Source organism: Vibrio sp. 1-1(7) (assembly GCF_013048485.1).
GTDB classification, from domain to species: domain Bacteria; phylum Pseudomonadota; class Gammaproteobacteria; order Enterobacterales; family Vibrionaceae; genus Vibrio; species Vibrio fujianensis.
Genome location: NZ_VHSP01000001.1, coordinates 510,865 through 527,605, shown reverse-complemented (window position 1 = coordinate 527,605; position 16,741 = coordinate 510,865). Strand labels below are relative to the sequence as shown.

17 protein-coding genes are annotated in these 16,741 nt (G+C 44.2%); 4 read left to right on the top strand and 13 right to left on the bottom strand.

Annotated features, from left to right (window positions below; genetic code table 11):
* Window positions 1–2 precede the first annotated feature (2 nt).
* The 4 genes from FKN05_RS02510 to htpX all read right to left on the bottom strand — a co-directional run bounded on the left by FKN05_RS02510 (window position 3) and on the right by htpX (window position 3,517).
* Window positions 3–1,268 carry an NAD(P)/FAD-dependent oxidoreductase gene (locus FKN05_RS02510; protein WP_170886837.1) on the bottom strand — a complete coding sequence of 422 codons (1,266 nt, stop codon included), beginning with the start codon at window positions 1,266–1,268 and terminating at the stop codon, window positions 3–5.
* 12 nt (window positions 1,269–1,280) lie between these two features.
* Window positions 1,281–2,006 (bottom strand): SDR family NAD(P)-dependent oxidoreductase, encoded by a 726-nt coding sequence (locus FKN05_RS02505; protein WP_170886835.1) that lies wholly within the window; start codon window positions 2,004–2,006, stop codon window positions 1,281–1,283.
* Entirely contained in the window at window positions 2,003–2,422 is a 420-nt protein-coding gene (locus FKN05_RS02500) for a nuclear transport factor 2 family protein (protein WP_161427528.1), read from the bottom strand. The genes FKN05_RS02505 and FKN05_RS02500 overlap by 4 nt, the downstream gene beginning before the upstream one ends.
* A gap of 231 nt (window positions 2,423–2,653) precedes the next feature.
* A complete protein-coding gene (gene htpX, locus FKN05_RS02495; RefSeq protein WP_099612575.1) occupies window positions 2,654–3,517 on the bottom strand; it encodes a protease HtpX in 864 nt (287 codons plus the stop codon).
* A gap of 310 nt (window positions 3,518–3,827) precedes the next feature.
* Here htpX and FKN05_RS02490 point away from each other — a divergent pair, with 310 nt between their 5' ends.
* Window positions 3,828–3,995: a hypothetical protein gene (locus FKN05_RS02490; RefSeq protein ID WP_099612576.1), complete on the top strand. Its 168-nt coding sequence runs from the start codon at window positions 3,828–3,830 to the stop codon at window positions 3,993–3,995.
* 59 nt (window positions 3,996–4,054) lie between these two features.
* On the opposite strand, the gene bioD is transcribed toward FKN05_RS02490, so the two are convergent.
* From bioD to bioB, 4 genes are read right to left on the bottom strand one after another with little or no spacing between them, the layout of a single operon-like run.
* Entirely contained in the window at window positions 4,055–4,741 is a 687-nt protein-coding gene (gene bioD / locus FKN05_RS02485) for a dethiobiotin synthase (RefSeq protein ID WP_099612577.1), read from the bottom strand.
* Window positions 4,738–5,541: a malonyl-ACP O-methyltransferase BioC gene (bioC, locus tag FKN05_RS02480; RefSeq protein ID WP_170886833.1), complete on the bottom strand. Its 804-nt coding sequence runs from the start codon at window positions 5,539–5,541 to the stop codon at window positions 4,738–4,740. The genes bioD and bioC overlap by 4 nt, the downstream gene beginning before the upstream one ends.
* Window positions 5,529–6,692: an 8-amino-7-oxononanoate synthase gene (bioF, locus tag FKN05_RS02475; protein ID WP_170886831.1), complete on the bottom strand. Its 1,164-nt coding sequence runs from the start codon at window positions 6,690–6,692 to the stop codon at window positions 5,529–5,531. The genes bioC and bioF overlap by 13 nt, the downstream gene beginning before the upstream one ends.
* Entirely contained in the window at window positions 6,689–7,744 is a 1,056-nt protein-coding gene (gene bioB, locus FKN05_RS02470) for a biotin synthase BioB (protein WP_161427399.1), read from the bottom strand. Before bioB ends, bioF begins: the two co-directional genes overlap by 4 nt.
* Before the next feature lie 138 nt (window positions 7,745–7,882).
* Here bioB and bioA point away from each other — a divergent pair, with 138 nt between their 5' ends.
* Window positions 7,883–9,166 (top strand): adenosylmethionine--8-amino-7-oxononanoate transaminase, encoded by a 1,284-nt coding sequence (gene bioA, locus FKN05_RS02465; RefSeq protein WP_170886829.1) that lies wholly within the window; start codon window positions 7,883–7,885, stop codon window positions 9,164–9,166.
* A gap of 86 nt (window positions 9,167–9,252) precedes the next feature.
* Here bioA and serS read toward each other — a convergent pair whose 3' ends face one another.
* The 4 genes from serS to FKN05_RS02445 all read right to left on the bottom strand — a co-directional run bounded on the left by serS (window position 9,253) and on the right by FKN05_RS02445 (window position 13,333).
* Window positions 9,253–10,560, bottom strand: coding sequence for a serine--tRNA ligase (gene serS / locus FKN05_RS02460; RefSeq protein WP_099612581.1), 1,308 nt, complete (start codon window positions 10,558–10,560; stop codon window positions 9,253–9,255).
* Window positions 10,561–10,663: 103 nt separating this feature from the next.
* A complete protein-coding gene (locus FKN05_RS02455; RefSeq protein ID WP_170886826.1) occupies window positions 10,664–12,013 on the bottom strand; it encodes an AAA family ATPase in 1,350 nt (449 codons plus the stop codon).
* Window positions 12,014–12,034: 21 nt separating this feature from the next.
* The gene (gene lolA, locus FKN05_RS02450; RefSeq protein WP_099612583.1) at window positions 12,035–12,628 is read right to left on the bottom strand and encodes an outer membrane lipoprotein periplasmic chaperone LolA; all 594 of its coding nucleotides are present in this window, start codon (window positions 12,626–12,628) and stop codon (window positions 12,035–12,037) included.
* Window positions 12,629–12,712: 84 nt separating this feature from the next.
* A complete protein-coding gene (locus FKN05_RS02445; protein WP_099612584.1) occupies window positions 12,713–13,333 on the bottom strand; it encodes a YecA family protein in 621 nt (206 codons plus the stop codon).
* A 162-nt stretch (window positions 13,334–13,495) separates the two neighbouring features.
* Here FKN05_RS02445 and dusC point away from each other — a divergent pair, with 162 nt between their 5' ends.
* Window positions 13,496–14,446, top strand: a complete 951-nt coding sequence (gene dusC / locus FKN05_RS02440; RefSeq protein ID WP_161427402.1) for a tRNA dihydrouridine(16) synthase DusC — start codon at window positions 13,496–13,498, stop codon at window positions 14,444–14,446.
* A 202-nt stretch (window positions 14,447–14,648) separates the two neighbouring features.
* Here the strand turns inward: dusC and yfbV are convergent, their stop codons facing one another.
* Window positions 14,649–15,101 carry a terminus macrodomain insulation protein YfbV gene (gene yfbV / locus FKN05_RS02435; protein WP_099612585.1) on the bottom strand — a complete coding sequence of 151 codons (453 nt, stop codon included), beginning with the start codon at window positions 15,099–15,101 and terminating at the stop codon, window positions 14,649–14,651.
* Between the two features lie 364 nt (window positions 15,102–15,465).
* On the opposite strand from yfbV, the gene FKN05_RS02430 reads away from it, so the two are divergent.
* A complete protein-coding gene (locus tag FKN05_RS02430; RefSeq protein WP_099612586.1) occupies window positions 15,466–16,662 on the top strand; it encodes an acetate kinase in 1,197 nt (398 codons plus the stop codon).
* The last annotated feature ends 79 nt before the right edge of the window (window positions 16,663–16,741 follow it).

The following is a 16,741-nucleotide window of genomic DNA, read 5'->3' as shown; positions in this document are numbered from 1 at the left end:
CCTTATTTAAACTTCGCCTGCAAAGCATTTAATTGTGTCACAACATCCAAGCCGCTTTTTACACCATCTTCATGAAAACCGTTGTGCCAATACGCACCACAAAACCAGGTATGATTAATACCATTCACCTCTGATTTACGTTGCTGGGCAGCAATCCCTTGTGTCGTAAACACTGGATGATGATAGATAAACCGCCTAAGCACTTTATCTGGATCAATATCTTGACCGCTATTGAGCGTGACACAAAAAGTGCTTGAAGAAGAAATATGCTGCAGAATATTCATATTGTAGGTTAAAGAGGGTAAACGGGTTTGCTGATCTTGCACGCCCTTCAACCAGTAGTTCCAAGATGCCCACGCAGCTTTCCTTTTTGGGAGTAACGAGGTATCGGTGTGTAAAATCACTTCATTCGCCTGATAAGTCATGGCCCCCAGAATATCTTGTTCTTTTTCGGTCGGATCGGCCAACATCGCTAAAGCTTGATCGCTATGACAAGCAAAGATCACTTGATCAAACCGTTCTACTTGGTCATTGACGGTTAATTCTACCCCTGAGTCCATTCGGCGTACGGATGTGACCGGAGAATTTAGCCTGATCTGCTGCTGAAACCCTTTCGTTAAAGGCGTGATATACGACCGTGAGCCGCCTTGAATAACATACCACTGTGGACGATTAGCTACTTCAAGTAATCCATGGTTTAGAAAAAAGCGTAAGAAAAAACCCAACGGGAAAACTCGCATATCTGCCAATGAAGATGACCAAATGGCAGCTCCCATCGGTAAGATATAATTTTCACAGAAATAGTCAGAAAACTGATGGTGTTGTAAAAAGTCCCCCAACGTGAGTAACGTTTGTGCTGGCTGATGACTCGCCAACTTAGCCAACCGATTAAAGCGCAATATTTCGCCAATAAAACGATAAAACTTAGGGTTCAGCCAATTTCGTTTCTGCGCAAATAATGTCGTTAAGGTATGTCCGTTATATTCCAAGCCATTGCCATCATTACGGACACTAAAACTCATTTGTGTGGGCAGCCCTTTGACACCGATTTCGTCCATCATACGGATAAAATTTGGATAAGTGCGGTCGTTATAGACAATAAAGCCGGTATCAATTGCGTAATGCTGCCCTTCCCATTCAACATCGACTGTTGCCGTGTGACCCCCAATATAATCATTGGCCTCAAACACGGTGATATCATGATCAGTATGTAAATAGTGACCACACGTTAAGCCTGAAATTCCGCTGCCAATAATAGCAATTTTCATGATTTATCCTTTTTATACACGAACCAGCCACTTCACCCATTGATGCTGCCAACGATAGGGTAATAAGGCGAGTAGTCGAATCATCCAAGTAAAACGGGCTGGAAAATAAATATTTTTTTTCCCCTTTGCTAACCCGGTACGAATGGCTTTTGATGCCTGTTGAACGGTAATCATCATAGGCATTGGGAAATTATTTTTGTCGGTTAAAGGCGTGGCGACAAAGCCTGGGAAAATGGTGGTGATAGCAACGCCTTTATTCTGCCAATCTAATGCCAGTGAACGAGCTAAATAACCCACGGCTGCTTTTGATGCTCCATAAGCTTCCGCTCTCGGAAGTGCTAACTCACTAGCTATCGATCCGACAATCGCCACTCGATGCCCTTTCATCAGTCTCGATTGAATCGCCTCAAGGCAAATTGCGACACCAAAAACATTGACAGCAAAAACACGAGCCAAGCGCTCTGTGTCCATTAATCCATCATCGATATATTCACAATTACCGGCATTTAAAATCCACAGCTCTGGAATAAATGGTAAGTTTGCAAACGCATTCAAGGTTTCTGTTCGATCTGTCACATCAGACACTAAAGGATAGATAGAACCATCATCTGCTGCGAGCTGCTCTAAAGCGGCTCGGTTGCGTCCACAAGCGATAACTTGCCAACCTTGTTGAGCATAATCTTGTGCCAGCTGTCGCCCGATTCCGGAACTGGCTCCGGTAATTAAGATTTTATTCATTGGCCCAATCTCCGCTTTATGCAACGAATCACACGACCAAGTAGCGGTAAGTGCTCGTACAACATCTCGCCTAGATCAAAGTAGTCACGATGATAAATCACTTTGCCATCCTCAAACTTAATACAACTGGTTCCTTGTACTGAAATCATAGTGCCGCCGGCTAACTTGGGATGTTGTAAATGCATCGTCCAAGTGAGAAAAGCATTTTGTCCCAACTGTTGCTGTTCATGGATGGTAAAATCACAACGCTGAACATTTTGATAAAGCTGAACAAAATAGCACTGCAACGCCGCTAAGCCTTCTATACGGTGAGCCGAATCTTCAAAGACGACATGTGGATGATAAAGTTCAGCAAGCTGATCAAGATTATGTTTACTTAACTGACGATAAAACTGACTGACGTCCTGTACATCCATACCATGCCCCATACTTATACAAAATTATTTCCCGTATAACCATTAATTAAGATAGTGCATTTTTCTATAGTTGTACAAATTTATTTTTGTACAACTATAGAAACCTCGACCTATCACTAAAAGCGCGGCAAGTAAAATAGAAAAATGACAAACGATCGTACGAATGAGGGGGGGGGGTTGGTCATCTGATGTGGAAAAATTGAACCAGCATAACGCTGGTTCAATATAAAGTTAGAGTTGGCGCAAAGCGGCAATACGTTTATCTAAGGGAGGATGGCTCATCAAAAGTTCAGTTATGGTTCGTTTACCATTAATCCCAAATGCCATCATCGAGCCTTCAAGCTGAGGCTCATAGCTCATTTTTAACCGTTCTAAAGCGGCGATCATTTTGTGTCTTCCAACCAATTGTGCCGCACCAGCATCTGCATGATATTCTCGATGACGGCTGTACCACATAGTAATAAAGCTGGCTAAGAATCCAAAGACTAACTCAAGAACCATAGACACAGCAAAATAGACCATCATATTACTCCCTTCACCCTCATCGGAGTTTCGTGAAGAAATAATATTAGCAATGAAACGAGATAAGAAAATAACAAAGGTATTCACGACCCCTTGCATTAAAGTCATGGTAACCATATCGCCATTCGCAATATGACTAACTTCATGCGCTAACACCGCTTCAGCTTCATCTCTCGTCATGTTATGCAAAAGCCCAGTAGAAACGGCAACCAATGAGTCATCACGTTTCGCACCTGTAGCAAACGCATTCATATCCGGCGCATCGTAGATTGCGACCGTGGGCATGCCAATACCCGCTTGCTGTGCTTGGCGACGAACGGTTTGTAATAACCAATGTTCCATTTCATTACGAGGGCTTTCTATTACTCTTCCCCCGACCGAACGTAATGCCATACCCTTTGACATCAGAAGTGAGATAAATGCACCGCCAAAACCAAATACCGCAGCCAGCACCAATAGGCCAGACAAGCTACCCGGTTGCATGCCTGTTACCGCATAAACAATATTCAAAACAACACTAAGAACCAGCACCACAGCTAAGTTTGTTGCTAAGAATAACAATACTCGCTTCATGACTTCTCTCCAAATCGGACTTTATTAAATAGACGCTGAATGAAGATCTTCAACGTCAGTATTTTAATACATAATGTCATCGATTGAATATTCAAGGCTAGCGGATAAATTGCAACATTTAATGTCTATAGCCAAACAACTTGGCGTTGCAGATAGGCACCGCGACGACTTCAACAAGTAGAACGGCGATCATCCAAAAGACTGATCCGATCAGTCCATCTTTATACTTTGGTCTTATTGAAGCGTCGACTTAAAGCCATTACATTGCCAGAAGTTAAGACAACGTTAAACCTCAGTAAAGGAAACGCTCATGACTGAAGTAAGTCGCTATCAAATGGCAATTGATTTATTACGCTGTCATCTAGGATTAAGTGAAGAAGAAGCAAAACAACAGTTAGGACTAAGCACAGAAGAGACCATTCCTTCTCACATCATGAATATGCCACACTCTTTAGTGGGGTTATCTCAAGAGAAATAGCAGAATAAAGAACAGGGCACATCCTCTGCCGCCCTGCTCTTTAGGGTTCTAAACGCGCGTTATTTGATGTTTAGTAACGGAGAAATATCAATAAAGCGACCTAATTCGCGACGCTTGACACTTGGCATATAGGGTATTTCACCTAATTTAGGTGCATCTAAGCGAGCTTCAAGTAGTGAAATAATATCGGCATAATGTTCAGTCCCTGGATTCACACGATTCGCCACCCAGCCAACTAAATTTAACCCGTCTGATCGAATAGACTCAGCAGTCAATAATGCGTGACTTAAACAGCCTAATTTAATCCCGACCACTAAAACGACAGGTAATTGCTCTTGTTGAACCCAACTCGAAAGACTTTCGTTATCTGAAATAGGCACACGCCAACCGCCAGCACCTTCGACGAGAACAACATCAGCATGAGCCTTTAATTTCAGCAGTTTTTCACTCAACACCGAATACTCAATGGTTTGGTGTTGATGTTTTGCTGCAATGTGTGGCGAAGTTGGTAGCTCTAATGCAAAGGGATTAATGTCCTCATACGGCATTTTTTCTGTTGCTGCTTGCAATAAATGCAGCGCATCACCGTTACGTAATCCTTGCTCTGTTTTCTCACAACCCGCCGAAACTGGCTTGTAGCCAATCGTCGATAACCCTTTTTCAGCATAGGCTTGAAGAATAGCTTTTGAAGCTACTGTTTTGCCTACATCAGTATCCGTACCCGCAATAAATAATGCATCTATCATCGATGTAAAACCCCTAAACAAACCTGATATGTTGCAGGTAGAAGACCTTGATGGTTACGAAACAATTGATATGCCTGCTCTACCTGAGCAAGTGTATGGCGTCGAGTCAATCCTTGCGCTCGACCTGGAACATGGTTAGCACCAATGCCTTTTAAGTCTCGCATCAAAGAGACTGCACTCTCATACCATACCGTGATTGCAGATAAGTCTAAGTGAATTTGTTGATAATCAGCTTGCGCTAACGCAATTTTTATCTGATTGAGCGACGTGAAGCGATTGACGTGTTGATATGAATCAACTTTTAGCCATGATTGTTGTAGCTCAACTAACGATCCCTCTAATAGTGTTGAAAGACAAACCCGTCCTGTTGGCTTTAATACTCGATAGATTTCTTGTAAGGGCGTCGCTAAGTTTTCACACCATTGCAAAGCAAGACTTGAAAATACCACATCGAATACTGAAGAAGCAAAAGGCAACACTTCACCATCGGCTTGTAGGTAAGCCATTCGAGCAGTGCCACATCGTTGATAAGCTTGCTGCAACATCGCTAAAGAGAGATCGACACACACAACCGTCGCACCTCTTGATTGCAGTATTTGAGAGCAATACCCAGTTCCACACCCCAAATCAAGAATACGCCACCCATTCAGCTGTTCAGGTAGCTTATCAAGTAAACGCAGACCGACATCACGTTGGAAGGCGGCATGTTGATCATAGCGTACTGCCGCTTTACTAAACGCTTGGGCAATGGCTACTTTATCACTTTGGACTGAAAATTCGTGACTCGTTACCTCGACCATTCATATTTCTCCAATGTATCCATCAAAGCTTGGGTCATCATTTTTACTTGTTCAATTGAATGGTTGGTGGTTAGGGTAATACGTAATCGCGCTGCGCCATGAGGAACCGTTGGTGGGCGAATCGCCGTTAGCCAAATCCCCCTTTCACGTAGGTGATGCGCGATTGTCATTGCACGTTGACTGCTCCCCAACAGAAAGGGTTTAATCGGCGTTTGACTGGCAATAAATCCAGCAACCGGAGACAATGCCTGATCATAAACCGCAGCAAGTTCTGCTAATTTATCACGTCGCCACGTTTGTTGCTGAACCATACCAATGGCATGAGTAATTGCATGGGCTTGTGCTGGTGGCATGGCAGTAGAATAGACATGGTGCCGAGCAAATTGGGTTACATAATCCCCAAGCTCGTCACGACAAAGAATAGCCGCACCGGCTACACCGAGAGCCTTACCAAACGTGACAACTAAAATATCAGGCCAAATCCCCGCCTGCTCACAACTACCTCGACCTTGCTGGCCTAAGACACCCACACCGTGTGCATCATCAACCATCAACCAAGCGTGCTGGTTAACCTGCTGATGTATCTCTGCTAATGGTGCACAATCACCATCCATACTAAAAACCCCTTCCGTCACCACTAAGCATGTCGCTGACTCGGTTAATAGCTGAGTTAAATGTTGTACATCATTGTGTTTGAAGCGTTTCATGGTGGCAAAAGACAACCTGCCCGCTTCCATCAGCGAAGCATGATTCAGCTTATCTTGCAGCAGTAAGTCACCTTTTTCTAACAAGGTAAAAAGTAACGCTTGATTCGCACTAAATCCGGAAGCAAATAAAATAGCGCGAGGATAACCGAACCAGTCACATAACGTTTTTTCAAGCCGTTCATGGGCGGCAGAAAATCCAGTGACCAGTGGCGATGCACCACTCCCGGCCCCATATAAACTCAAACCGTGTTGCCAAGCTTGAATTAAGCTTTTATCTGTCGCTAACCCTAAATAATCATTACTAGAAAAGTTAAAGTAGCCCTGGCCATTCCGCTCTAGATAAGGTTGATTGCCACCTAGTAGAGGCTGTAACTGACGGATACCATCTTGCTGTTTTCGTGCCAGCAACGCTTGCTGAATACGAGCATTAAACCGTGCCGTCATAAAACGCTGGCATCATAAAATAGGTCATCGGGGCTAGGGCGAGCAGCGACACGCTCAATCACTTGATCAATCAGTTCATTCTCCGCCACTTGATCCGGTTTTTGTACCCGGTGTTGATGATTAATGCCTAATTTAGTAAATAGTAGCATATCGCTATCTTCGGCTGGATTGGGTGTGGTCAGTAGTTTACAACCATAGAAAATAGAGTTGGCTCCCGCCATAAAACAGAGTGCTTGCATCTGTTCGTTCATTTTCTCTCGTCCAGCCGATAAGCGAACGGCGGATTTCGGCATCATAATTCGTGCTGCCGCAATCAAACGAACAAAGTCAAAGGGTTCCACATCCTCCGCCGTTTCCAGCGGCGTACCTGGCACTTTCACCAACATATTAATCGGCACACTTTCCGGCTGAGTAGGAAGATTGGCCAACTCCACCAACAGTCCAGCGCGATCATGAGAACTTTCTCCCATACCAATAATGCCACCCGAACAGATCTTCATCCCTGCCTCTCGCACATGTGACAAGGTATCCAAACGGTCTTGATAGGTTCGCGTTGTAATAATGTGACTGTAAAATTCAGGTGACGTGTCTAAGTTATGGTTATAATAATCTAACCCCGCATTAGCTAGCTCTTTGGCTTGCTCAGGGGTTAGCATACCTAGCGTCATACAGGTTTCTAATCCCATCTCTTTCACACCGGCGATCATCGCTTTTAGCAATGGCATATCACGCGCTTTCGGATTCTTCCATGCCGCTCCCATACAAAAACGGGTCGATCCTGACTGCTTCGCTTTTTGTGCGGCCTCTAAAACGCGTGTAACTTCCATCAAACGTTCTTTATCAACATCGGTTCGATAATGAGCACTTTGCGGACAATACTTGCAATCTTCTGGGCAGGCTCCTGTTTTGATTGAAAGCAAGGTACTGACTTGTACATGGTTATGCGGATGATAATGACGATGAACTTGCTGTGCTTCAAACAACAGATCCATAAACGGTTTTTCAAGTAGTGCCTTCACTTCAGCCACTGTCCAGTTATGACGAACGTCCACAGGTAATCCTTAACAGGTAATGTTATTTCGTTAGCGTTATGCTTGGCTAGTTTACTGAGACACGCTAAACTGTCAATTAAAACAACAAGCAATGGTTTACATCTGTTTATTATTTAATCTTTTCTGGTTTGGATTTTTATGGATTTAGCGTTTGATCGCCAGCATATCTGGCATCCTTATACTTCGATATTGGCACCTCTACCCTGTTATCCTGTCAATCGTGCCCAAGGTGTTTATCTCTATTTAGACAATGAAACGCCACTGATTGATGGTATGTCTTCGTGGTGGGCTGCAATTCATGGATATAACCACCCCGAACTAACTCAAGCCGCTCACCAGCAATTGGATAAAATGGCCCATGTGATGTTTGGTGGAATTACTCATCAACCTGCGATTGAGGTCTGCCAACGTTTATTAGCATTAACGCCGAAAAACTTACAACACATTTTCCTTGCTGATTCCGGTTCTGTGGCGGTTGAAGTGAGCTTGAAAATGGCGTTGCAATATTGGCAAGCGAAAGGAGAGCCCCGGGCAAAATTTCTCACCTTACGTCATGGTTATCATGGCGACACCTTCGCCGCGATGTCAGTCACCGATCCTGACAATTCCATGCATCGCCTCTACAAAGGATTTCTTCCCGAACATATTTTTGCCGACTCACCACAAATCGGTTTTTGGCAACACTGGCAAGAACATGATATCGACAACTTCCGAACTCAACTCGCCGAGCATCACCTGCAGATTGCTGCGGTGATCTTAGAACCCATTGTACAAGGGGCAGGAGGGATGCGAATGTATCATCCCGAATTTCTACGCCAAGTTCGATCGCTGTGCGATGAATATGGCATCTTGTTGATCCTCGATGAAATTGCAACGGGTTTCGGACGCACAGGTAAACTATTTGCTTGTCAACATGCCGGTATTGAGCCAGATATTATGTGTGTAGGAAAAGCGTTAACTGGCGGTTATATGACTTTGGCGGCGACCCTCACCAGCAAACAGGTTGCCGAGACAGTTTGTCGTGGTGAAGCTCAGTGTTTTATGCATGGTCCAACCTTTATGGGTAATCCGTTAGCATGCGCAGTGGCTGCAGCAAGCCTAGCACTTATCGAGCAAGGCGACTGGCAAACACAAGTGGCACGAATAGAAACTCAATTTGCGGCCCGATTACCCAATTTCCAAGCTTATCCTATCGTCAAAGAGACTCGCTGGCTCGGCGCTATTGGTGTGATAGAAACCCACCACCCTGTCAACATGGAAGTCATTCAAGCCCTCTTTGTAAGCTTAGGCGTATGGATCCGACCCTTTGGTCATTTAATTTATTTAATGCCGCCTTATATCTGTACTGCTGAACAAATAGATACATTATTGCACGCGGTAGAGATTGCTTTACAAGACCAGCATAACTTTCAAATCACTTGACGTTTCTGATCATGAACCTATTGCAAAAAATGATAAAAAAACCGACGCCAATAGACGTCGGTTTTTTACAGTTCCATCCGGATTCATTAACCGATATGAGTCAGACCATTCATATATTTCTGTAGAACCGCTGGAATCTCAATCCGGCCATCCGCTTGTTGATAGTTTTCTAAAATCGCCACCATGGTACGGCCTACCGCCAAACCAGAACCGTTCAATGTATGCACCAATTCTGGTTTCTTTTCCCCTTTACGGCGGAAACGAGCTTGCATACGACGAGCTTGGAAATCCCACATATTGGAACATGATGAAATTTCACGATAGGTTTTTTGCGCCGGAACCCACACTTCTAGGTCATAGGTTTTACGCGCACCAAAGCCCATATCACCCGTACACAGCACCACTTTACGGTAAGGTAGGTCAAGCAACTGTAATACTTTTTCAGCATGACCCGTTAACTCTTCTAATGCCGCCATTGACGCTTCTGGTTTGGTGATCTGCACCAATTCCACCTTGTCAAACTGGTGCATACGGATCAAACCACGCGTATCACGGCCATAAGAGCCAGCTTCAGAGCGGAAACAAGGAGTATGGGCAGTCATCTTGAGCGGGAGTTCCGCTTCATCAAGAATTACATCACGCACCAAGTTCGTCACCGGCACTTCTGCGGTTGGAATCAATGACAAACGGCGAGGCTCTTCGTCACTCACTTTTTCTGTCAATGGCTCAGTATGAAACAGATCTTGGCCAAACTTTGGCAATTGCCCTGTTCCAAACAAGGTATCCGCGTTAACGAGATAAGGAACATACAACTCGGTATAGCCATGTTGCTCGGTATGCAAGTCGAGCATAAATTGAGCAATGGCACGATGTAGGCGGGCAAATTGACCTTTCATCACCACAAATCGGGCACCGGTAATTTTTGTCGCACTCGCGAAATCTAAGCCATCACCCATTTCGCCTAAATCAACATGATCTTTGACTGCAAAGTCATACTCTTTTGGCGTCCCCCAACGTGACACTTCCACGTTATCGTTTTCATCTTTTCCTTCAGGAACCGATTCATCAGGAAGGTTAGGGATACTTTGAGTTATCGCATCTAACCGTGCTTGAACTTTATCTAATTCGACCTTTTTAGCATCCAAATCATCACCCAACGTCCCGATCTGTTTTTTGATCGCTTCTGCGCCCTCTTTATCGCCTTTCGACATCAGTTGGCCAATTTGCTTGGAGATGGAATTACGCGTGGATTGTAAATTTTCAACTTCTACTTGAATCGACTTGCGTTGTTCTTCAAGTGTGCGGATAGTTTCTACGTCAAGCTTAAAGCCACGACGTGCTAATTTTGCAGCTGTCTCATCCAGCTCAGTGCGAAGTAATTTAGAATCCAGCATTGCTAATCCTATGCTTTTAATGTTATGAAGAAACGTATGTGCTTGCTTTTTAAGCAAAGCCAGACGTATTGAAATTTACTTTGTCAAAGATAACGAAAAGCCACTACTTTTCATAGCGCTTTTGTGGGCTTTTTGCGTCTAACGCCGCCAGATACTCGAGTTTTTCAGAAATTTTAGTTTCTAAGCCTCGATTAGTCGGCTGATAATAGCGCTTACCCACCATTTCTGGCGGAAGGTAACGCTCTCCTGCCGCATAAGCTCCAAGTTCATCGTGAGCATAACGATATTCCGCTCCATAACCTAACTCTTGCATCAAACGTGTCGGAGCATTGCGTAGATGAACGGGTACCTCATACTCAGGGAGGTTGTGCACATCACTCAGCGCGTGTTTCCACGCCGTATACACGGCATTACTTTTCGGCGCACAAGCAAGATAAACCGCAGCTTGAGCGATAGCTCGCTCCCCTTCAGCTGGCCCAACTCGGGTAAAACAATCCCACGCAGAAAGCGCGACTTGCATCGCGCGTGGATCGGCATTCCCTACATCTTCAGAGGCTATCGCTAATAATCGACGAGCAATATATAACGGGTCGCACCCTGCAGAAATCATTCGCGCCATCCAATATAGCGCAGCATCTGGGTTAGACCCGCGTATTGATTTATGAAAAGCGGAGATTAAGTCATACCAAAGATCACCTTGGTTATCAAAACGAGCCACCTTTTCGCCCGCCACTTCGGCCAAGAGATTTAAGGTAATTTGCTTACAGCCTTGTGCATCAGCTTCTGCCATATCATACAAGAGTTCCAAGTAATTCAATGACATGCGAGCATCACCATTGACAAGTTCTGCTAGCCGCTCTAGCACTTGATCATGGAAACATGCTGGCGTTTTTCCTAAACCTCGCTCGACATCATGAACCGCTTGATTAAGTGCCTGAAGAATTTCTTGCTCGCTAAGCGACATCAATTTATAGACTCGGGCACGTGATAACAGAGCGTTATTAAGTTCAAATGACGGATTCTCTGTGGTCGCACCAATAAAGGTGACGGTTCCATCTTCAATATGGGGTAAAAAGGCATCTTGCTGGGATTTGTTAAAGCGATGGACTTCGTCGACAAATAAAATCGTTCGTCTTCCGACACGCTGGTTTTCTCGCGCTTTATCAATCGCCGCTCGAATCTCTTTCACCCCTGAAGTCACGGCAGAAACTCGCTCCACTTCCGCATTGGCATAATTGGCTGCTACTTCAGCTAGTGTTGTTTTCCCCGTTCCCGGTGGCCCCCATAAGATCATGGAATGGATATGGCCGGCTTGTAATGCGCGCCGGAGCGGCTTATCTGGCCCTAAAATATGCTGCTGGCCGATATATTGCTCGACTGTTTGAGGCCTCATACGTGCGGCAAGGGGACGAAAATCTTCGTCACCTGAAAAATCTAAACTGTAGTTACTCACGATTACTCATTATTCATGACATTAACGTTGGTCATCAACCTCAACCCCATCAGGGATGGTAAATTGAAACTGACTACTTGCTGGTGTTTGTAGCTTTACATTATAAAAGGTAAATCGGCTTTGTTGCCCATCTTGCTCAATCACATTGAACCCTTGCACAATACCTTGATCATTAATCTTTATTTGAAAATGACCTTGGTTAGATTCAAAAGAAATCGGAATGAGCGTAAACACATCCCCGACTTGTTCAACCTGATAAGCATCCCAATCACGAGCCTGATTGCGAGTCAGAAGAACAAACGGTGTTTGCTCTGTCGCTTGTTTTTGGTCATAAATGGTCACTTGTTCAATAAACGGACTGTAATACCAGAGTGATTGTCCATCAGAAACCAGTAGATTTTCGTCTGGCTCAGTGGTTTGCCAACGAAAAAATCCTGGCCGGGCAATATCAACAACCCCTTTGCCATCCATCACGGTATCCCCTTCGGGACTCACTACCTGTTGAGAAAATTGAGCACTAAACCCATCGGTTAACGCTAATCGTTCACTTAAGGTTTCTTTTGGCGTAGCGAACACAGAAAAACTACAAAAAATCAGGGCAACCCATTTTTTCATTCTCATTTGACTCCTAACAACCTTATTGACAAAGGTTATGGCTGTTTTTTATGGTTTATATGTCAATCTCAAGTTAATAACGTTCTATTGCCCACAACACTGTTTAAACTTTTTACCACTGGCACAAGGGCAAGGATCATTACGCCCTACCGACTTATAAGGATTAACCTGTTGTGATTTGTCCCCCACCAACTGTTCATCTGCTGCAAGAGCGACTTCATGCACCATGAGATCGAGTTGTTCAATCATATGAGCTAGCGTCGGCAAGGCATCATAGCCTGCTGCTTGCATCTGTAAATGTGTTTGCTCTTCATCAATCGCCAACATCAAGGTGGTTAGTAGCGCCTGAAGCATACGATATGATCCATCAGATACTGGTGTCGATAACCATTGTGTTTCAATGCGTGGCCATAGCGTCATAAATCCTTCTGCAAAATCCGCTAACCCTTCTTCCCTACTTGGTGCGTGGGTTTTCAGTAATGACAACAGCGCATACTCATTACGTTTCAATTTTTGGTATTGGGCATGGATCTGCTGCGTCACGACAGGCTCAAGTTCATGAACATGATCAGGGAATAGCTCGCTAAGCCATGAGTTAGGATCAAGAGGTTGAATGGTTAAATTAGCAGCAAACACCATTCCTTCAATAAAAAGCGGAGACTCATCCACCGCTAATGATGACAAATTGACTAAGGGATAGATCATACTATGTTCTGTTTTTCGATAATAATGCCAACAGTATAAACGTAAAGACGATGAAGTTGCAGCCTAGGATCATTAGCGTTGAAGATCTGCCAATAAAAGAGGGTGACTCGGCTTGCTTCTCACTCTACAATCTCGCCTCGTTTCATCATTACAGTTCTTATTATGCGTGTTATTCTTGGCCCAATGGAGGGCGTTCTTGATCATTTGATGCGGCAGATGCTCACCGAAATCAATGATTATGATTTTTGTGTGACCGAATTCGTTCGGGTTATTAACCAGATTTTACCTGATCATCTATTCTATCGCCTCTGCCCAGAATTAAAACATGCCTCATGTACCCCATCAGGCACCCCCGTTAAAGTTCAATTGCTAGGACAAGAGCCTCTTTGGATGGCAGAGAATGCGCTGCGGGCTGCAGAGCTTGGAGCCAGTGGAATCGATCTGAACTTCGGATGCCCAGCAAAAACCGTCAATAAAAGTAAAGGGGGAGCGGCATTATTAGAGCACCCAGAATTGATTTATCAAGTGGTAAAAGCCTGTCGCGAAGCCGTTCCTAGCCACCTTGCTGTCAGTGCCAAAATTCGTTTAGGCTGGGAAGACCCGAATGACTGTTTTGAAATTGTTGATGCGATTACTCAAGCTGGCGCTGATGAATTAACCATTCATGCACGCACCAAAGCGGGTGGTTACAAAGCCAGTGAAATTCAATGGGATTATATCGGACAAATCCGCCAGAAAACCACTATTCCGCTGATAGCCAATGGTGAAATTTGGAATCATGCTGATGCACAAGCCTGTATCGAAACCACTGGCGTTGATTCTTTAATGGTTTGTCGTGGCGCGCTAAACATTCCAAACCTGGGCAATATGATTAAGTATAATCATCCACCGATGGCTTGGCATCAAGTGCTTGATCTCTTGCTCAAGTACTCCGATTATGAAGTTCGTGGAGATAAACGAAAATATTACCCTAATCGAGTCAAACAGTGGTTTGCCTACCTACGCCACGCTTATCCAGAAGCTGCGGATCTCTTTCGCGAAATTCGAACTTTTACCGATGTGGCCACTATTGTTACTCACTTTCATCACTACCGAGAAACATTAGCACGTTAACTTATATTGGTTGCCGTGCTAGCCATACTCGCCAATCGCGACGTTAGCGTAAGAAAAGTAGAATTTGAGATAATAAAAATAACTCGGCGATGGGAATGAGCTAGCGATTGAAAAATAGTCCACGGCCTTCTTGAGCATCGGAGAATGATAGAAGAAGGCGCGCAACATGATCAGGGGCGTAATATACAACAATTGGCATTCATCAGAACCAGCGTTCTAACACAGTTTTGTCGAGCTGACGAAACGCGCGATTCAAAACTAAGGCTAACTCTTTATAACGTGGCTTTGACTTCACCGGTTCAAGTGCAAACCCAGTTTCAATGATTTTTTGATGTAACTCCCGATACCATCCTGCTAACGAAGGAGGTAATTGAGTATTCGCTCGACTACCTAACCACCAAATCCCCTGCAATGGCAGGCTGATAGCAAACAATGCCATCACCACCGTTTGTGGCATGGCTTGCATATTCTGAAAGCTCATTTGGGTTAACACGCTAATCGCGGCGATAGCTGGCATCACTTTAATACCAAATCGAGTCGCCTTAATAATACGAGTTTCAGGAAACAGTAGGTTCAGCTCTTTGCGTATCGGCCAAGTATCCATGTACTTTTGGCCATCTCGTAAACTATGAATAATGCCAGCTTTGTTACTCATACTCATTGCCCTCACTGTTTTACGACACTAACTACCGCCGACCCTTACTAAAAAATAGTTGAACAATTCAACGAAAGACGTAAAAAATTGACTAAAACTAGTATCGCTTCAAATTTTTTTTGTTATATTGAGTCATTATCGCTATCCTTTGCGAACTCTCAATCTCATTGTTGCCCTTATTTACAATTTAGGCAACTGTGAGAGGAAAAAAGCACGGAAAGCAACATGGATGAGGCCCTTTTGTCTCTCCTTTTTAATAGGGATATTCGCTGTTTTATTGACCAAGATTAGTTCTCACTTTCATCGAGTTCGGCTATTCTTGTGATTGAATTTTATCCTAACCGATCATTACAGGTAGTTATACATGTCTAAGCTAGTTTTAGTTTTAAACTGCGGTAGTTCTTCTTTAAAGTTCGCGGTTGTTGATGCAGAAAACGGTACAGAGCATCTCTCCGGTCTTGCAGAATGTCTACACCTTCCTGAAGCACGCATTAAGTGGAAACTTGATGGTAAACATGAAGCACAACTTGGAAATGGTGCAGCCCACGAAGAAGCGCTTGCATTTATGGTAGATACCATTCTTGCTTCTAAACCAGAACTAGCTGAAAACCTTGCAGCTATTGGTCACCGTGTTGTGCATGGTGGTGAACAATTTACTCAATCAGCGCTAATTGACGATGCAGTAATCAAAGGCATTGAAGACGCTGCAACCTTCGCACCGCTGCATAACCCAGCGCATATTGTTGGTATTAAAGCCGCCAAAAAAGCATTCCCGAATCTGAAAAATGTTGCTGTATTCGATACTGCATTCCACCAAACAATGCCAGAACAAGCCTATTTGTATGCGCTGCCGTACCATCTATACAAAGAGCATGGTATTCGTCGCTACGGTATGCACGGAACATCTCATCTCTTTATTGCTCGTGAAGCAGCTGAACGCTTGGGCAAACCGGTTAATGAATTAAATATCATCAACTGTCACTTAGGCAATGGCGCTTCTGTCTGTGCAATTAAGAATGGCCAATCCGTTGATACCTCAATGGGCTTAACCCCACTAGAAGGTTTAGTCATGGGCACTCGTTGTGGTGAGATTGACCCAGCCATTATTTTCCACCTACATGATGCACTCGGTTATTCTGTCGAACAAATTAACACCATGTTGACCAAAGAGTCTGGGCTGCTTGGTTTAACTCAAGTCACTTCTGACTGCCGATTTGTGGAAGATAACTACGGCCAAAAAGAAGAAGCGACTCGTGCGATGGATGTTTTCTGCCACCGCCTAGCAAAATATGTCGCTGGTTATACGGCAAGCCTTGATGGCCGTTTAGACGCTATCGTATTTACCGGTGGTATCGGTGAAAACTCAGCACCTATTCGTGAAATGGTATTAAACCGTCTTGCTATTTTTGGCATTGAAGTCGACAGTGAAGCAAACCTTAAAGCTCGTTTTGGTGGAGAAGGTGTGATCACGACGGCTAACAGCCGCATTCCTGCAATGGTGATTTCGACCAATGAAGAGTTGGTAATCGCAGAAGATACAGCTCGCCTCGCTGGTCTCTAATTTATTGTCTGGCTAACTTCGCGGTTAGCCAGATTTCTTTGGGGCTTAAGACCTATTCTTAATGGAATACGGCCTTAGG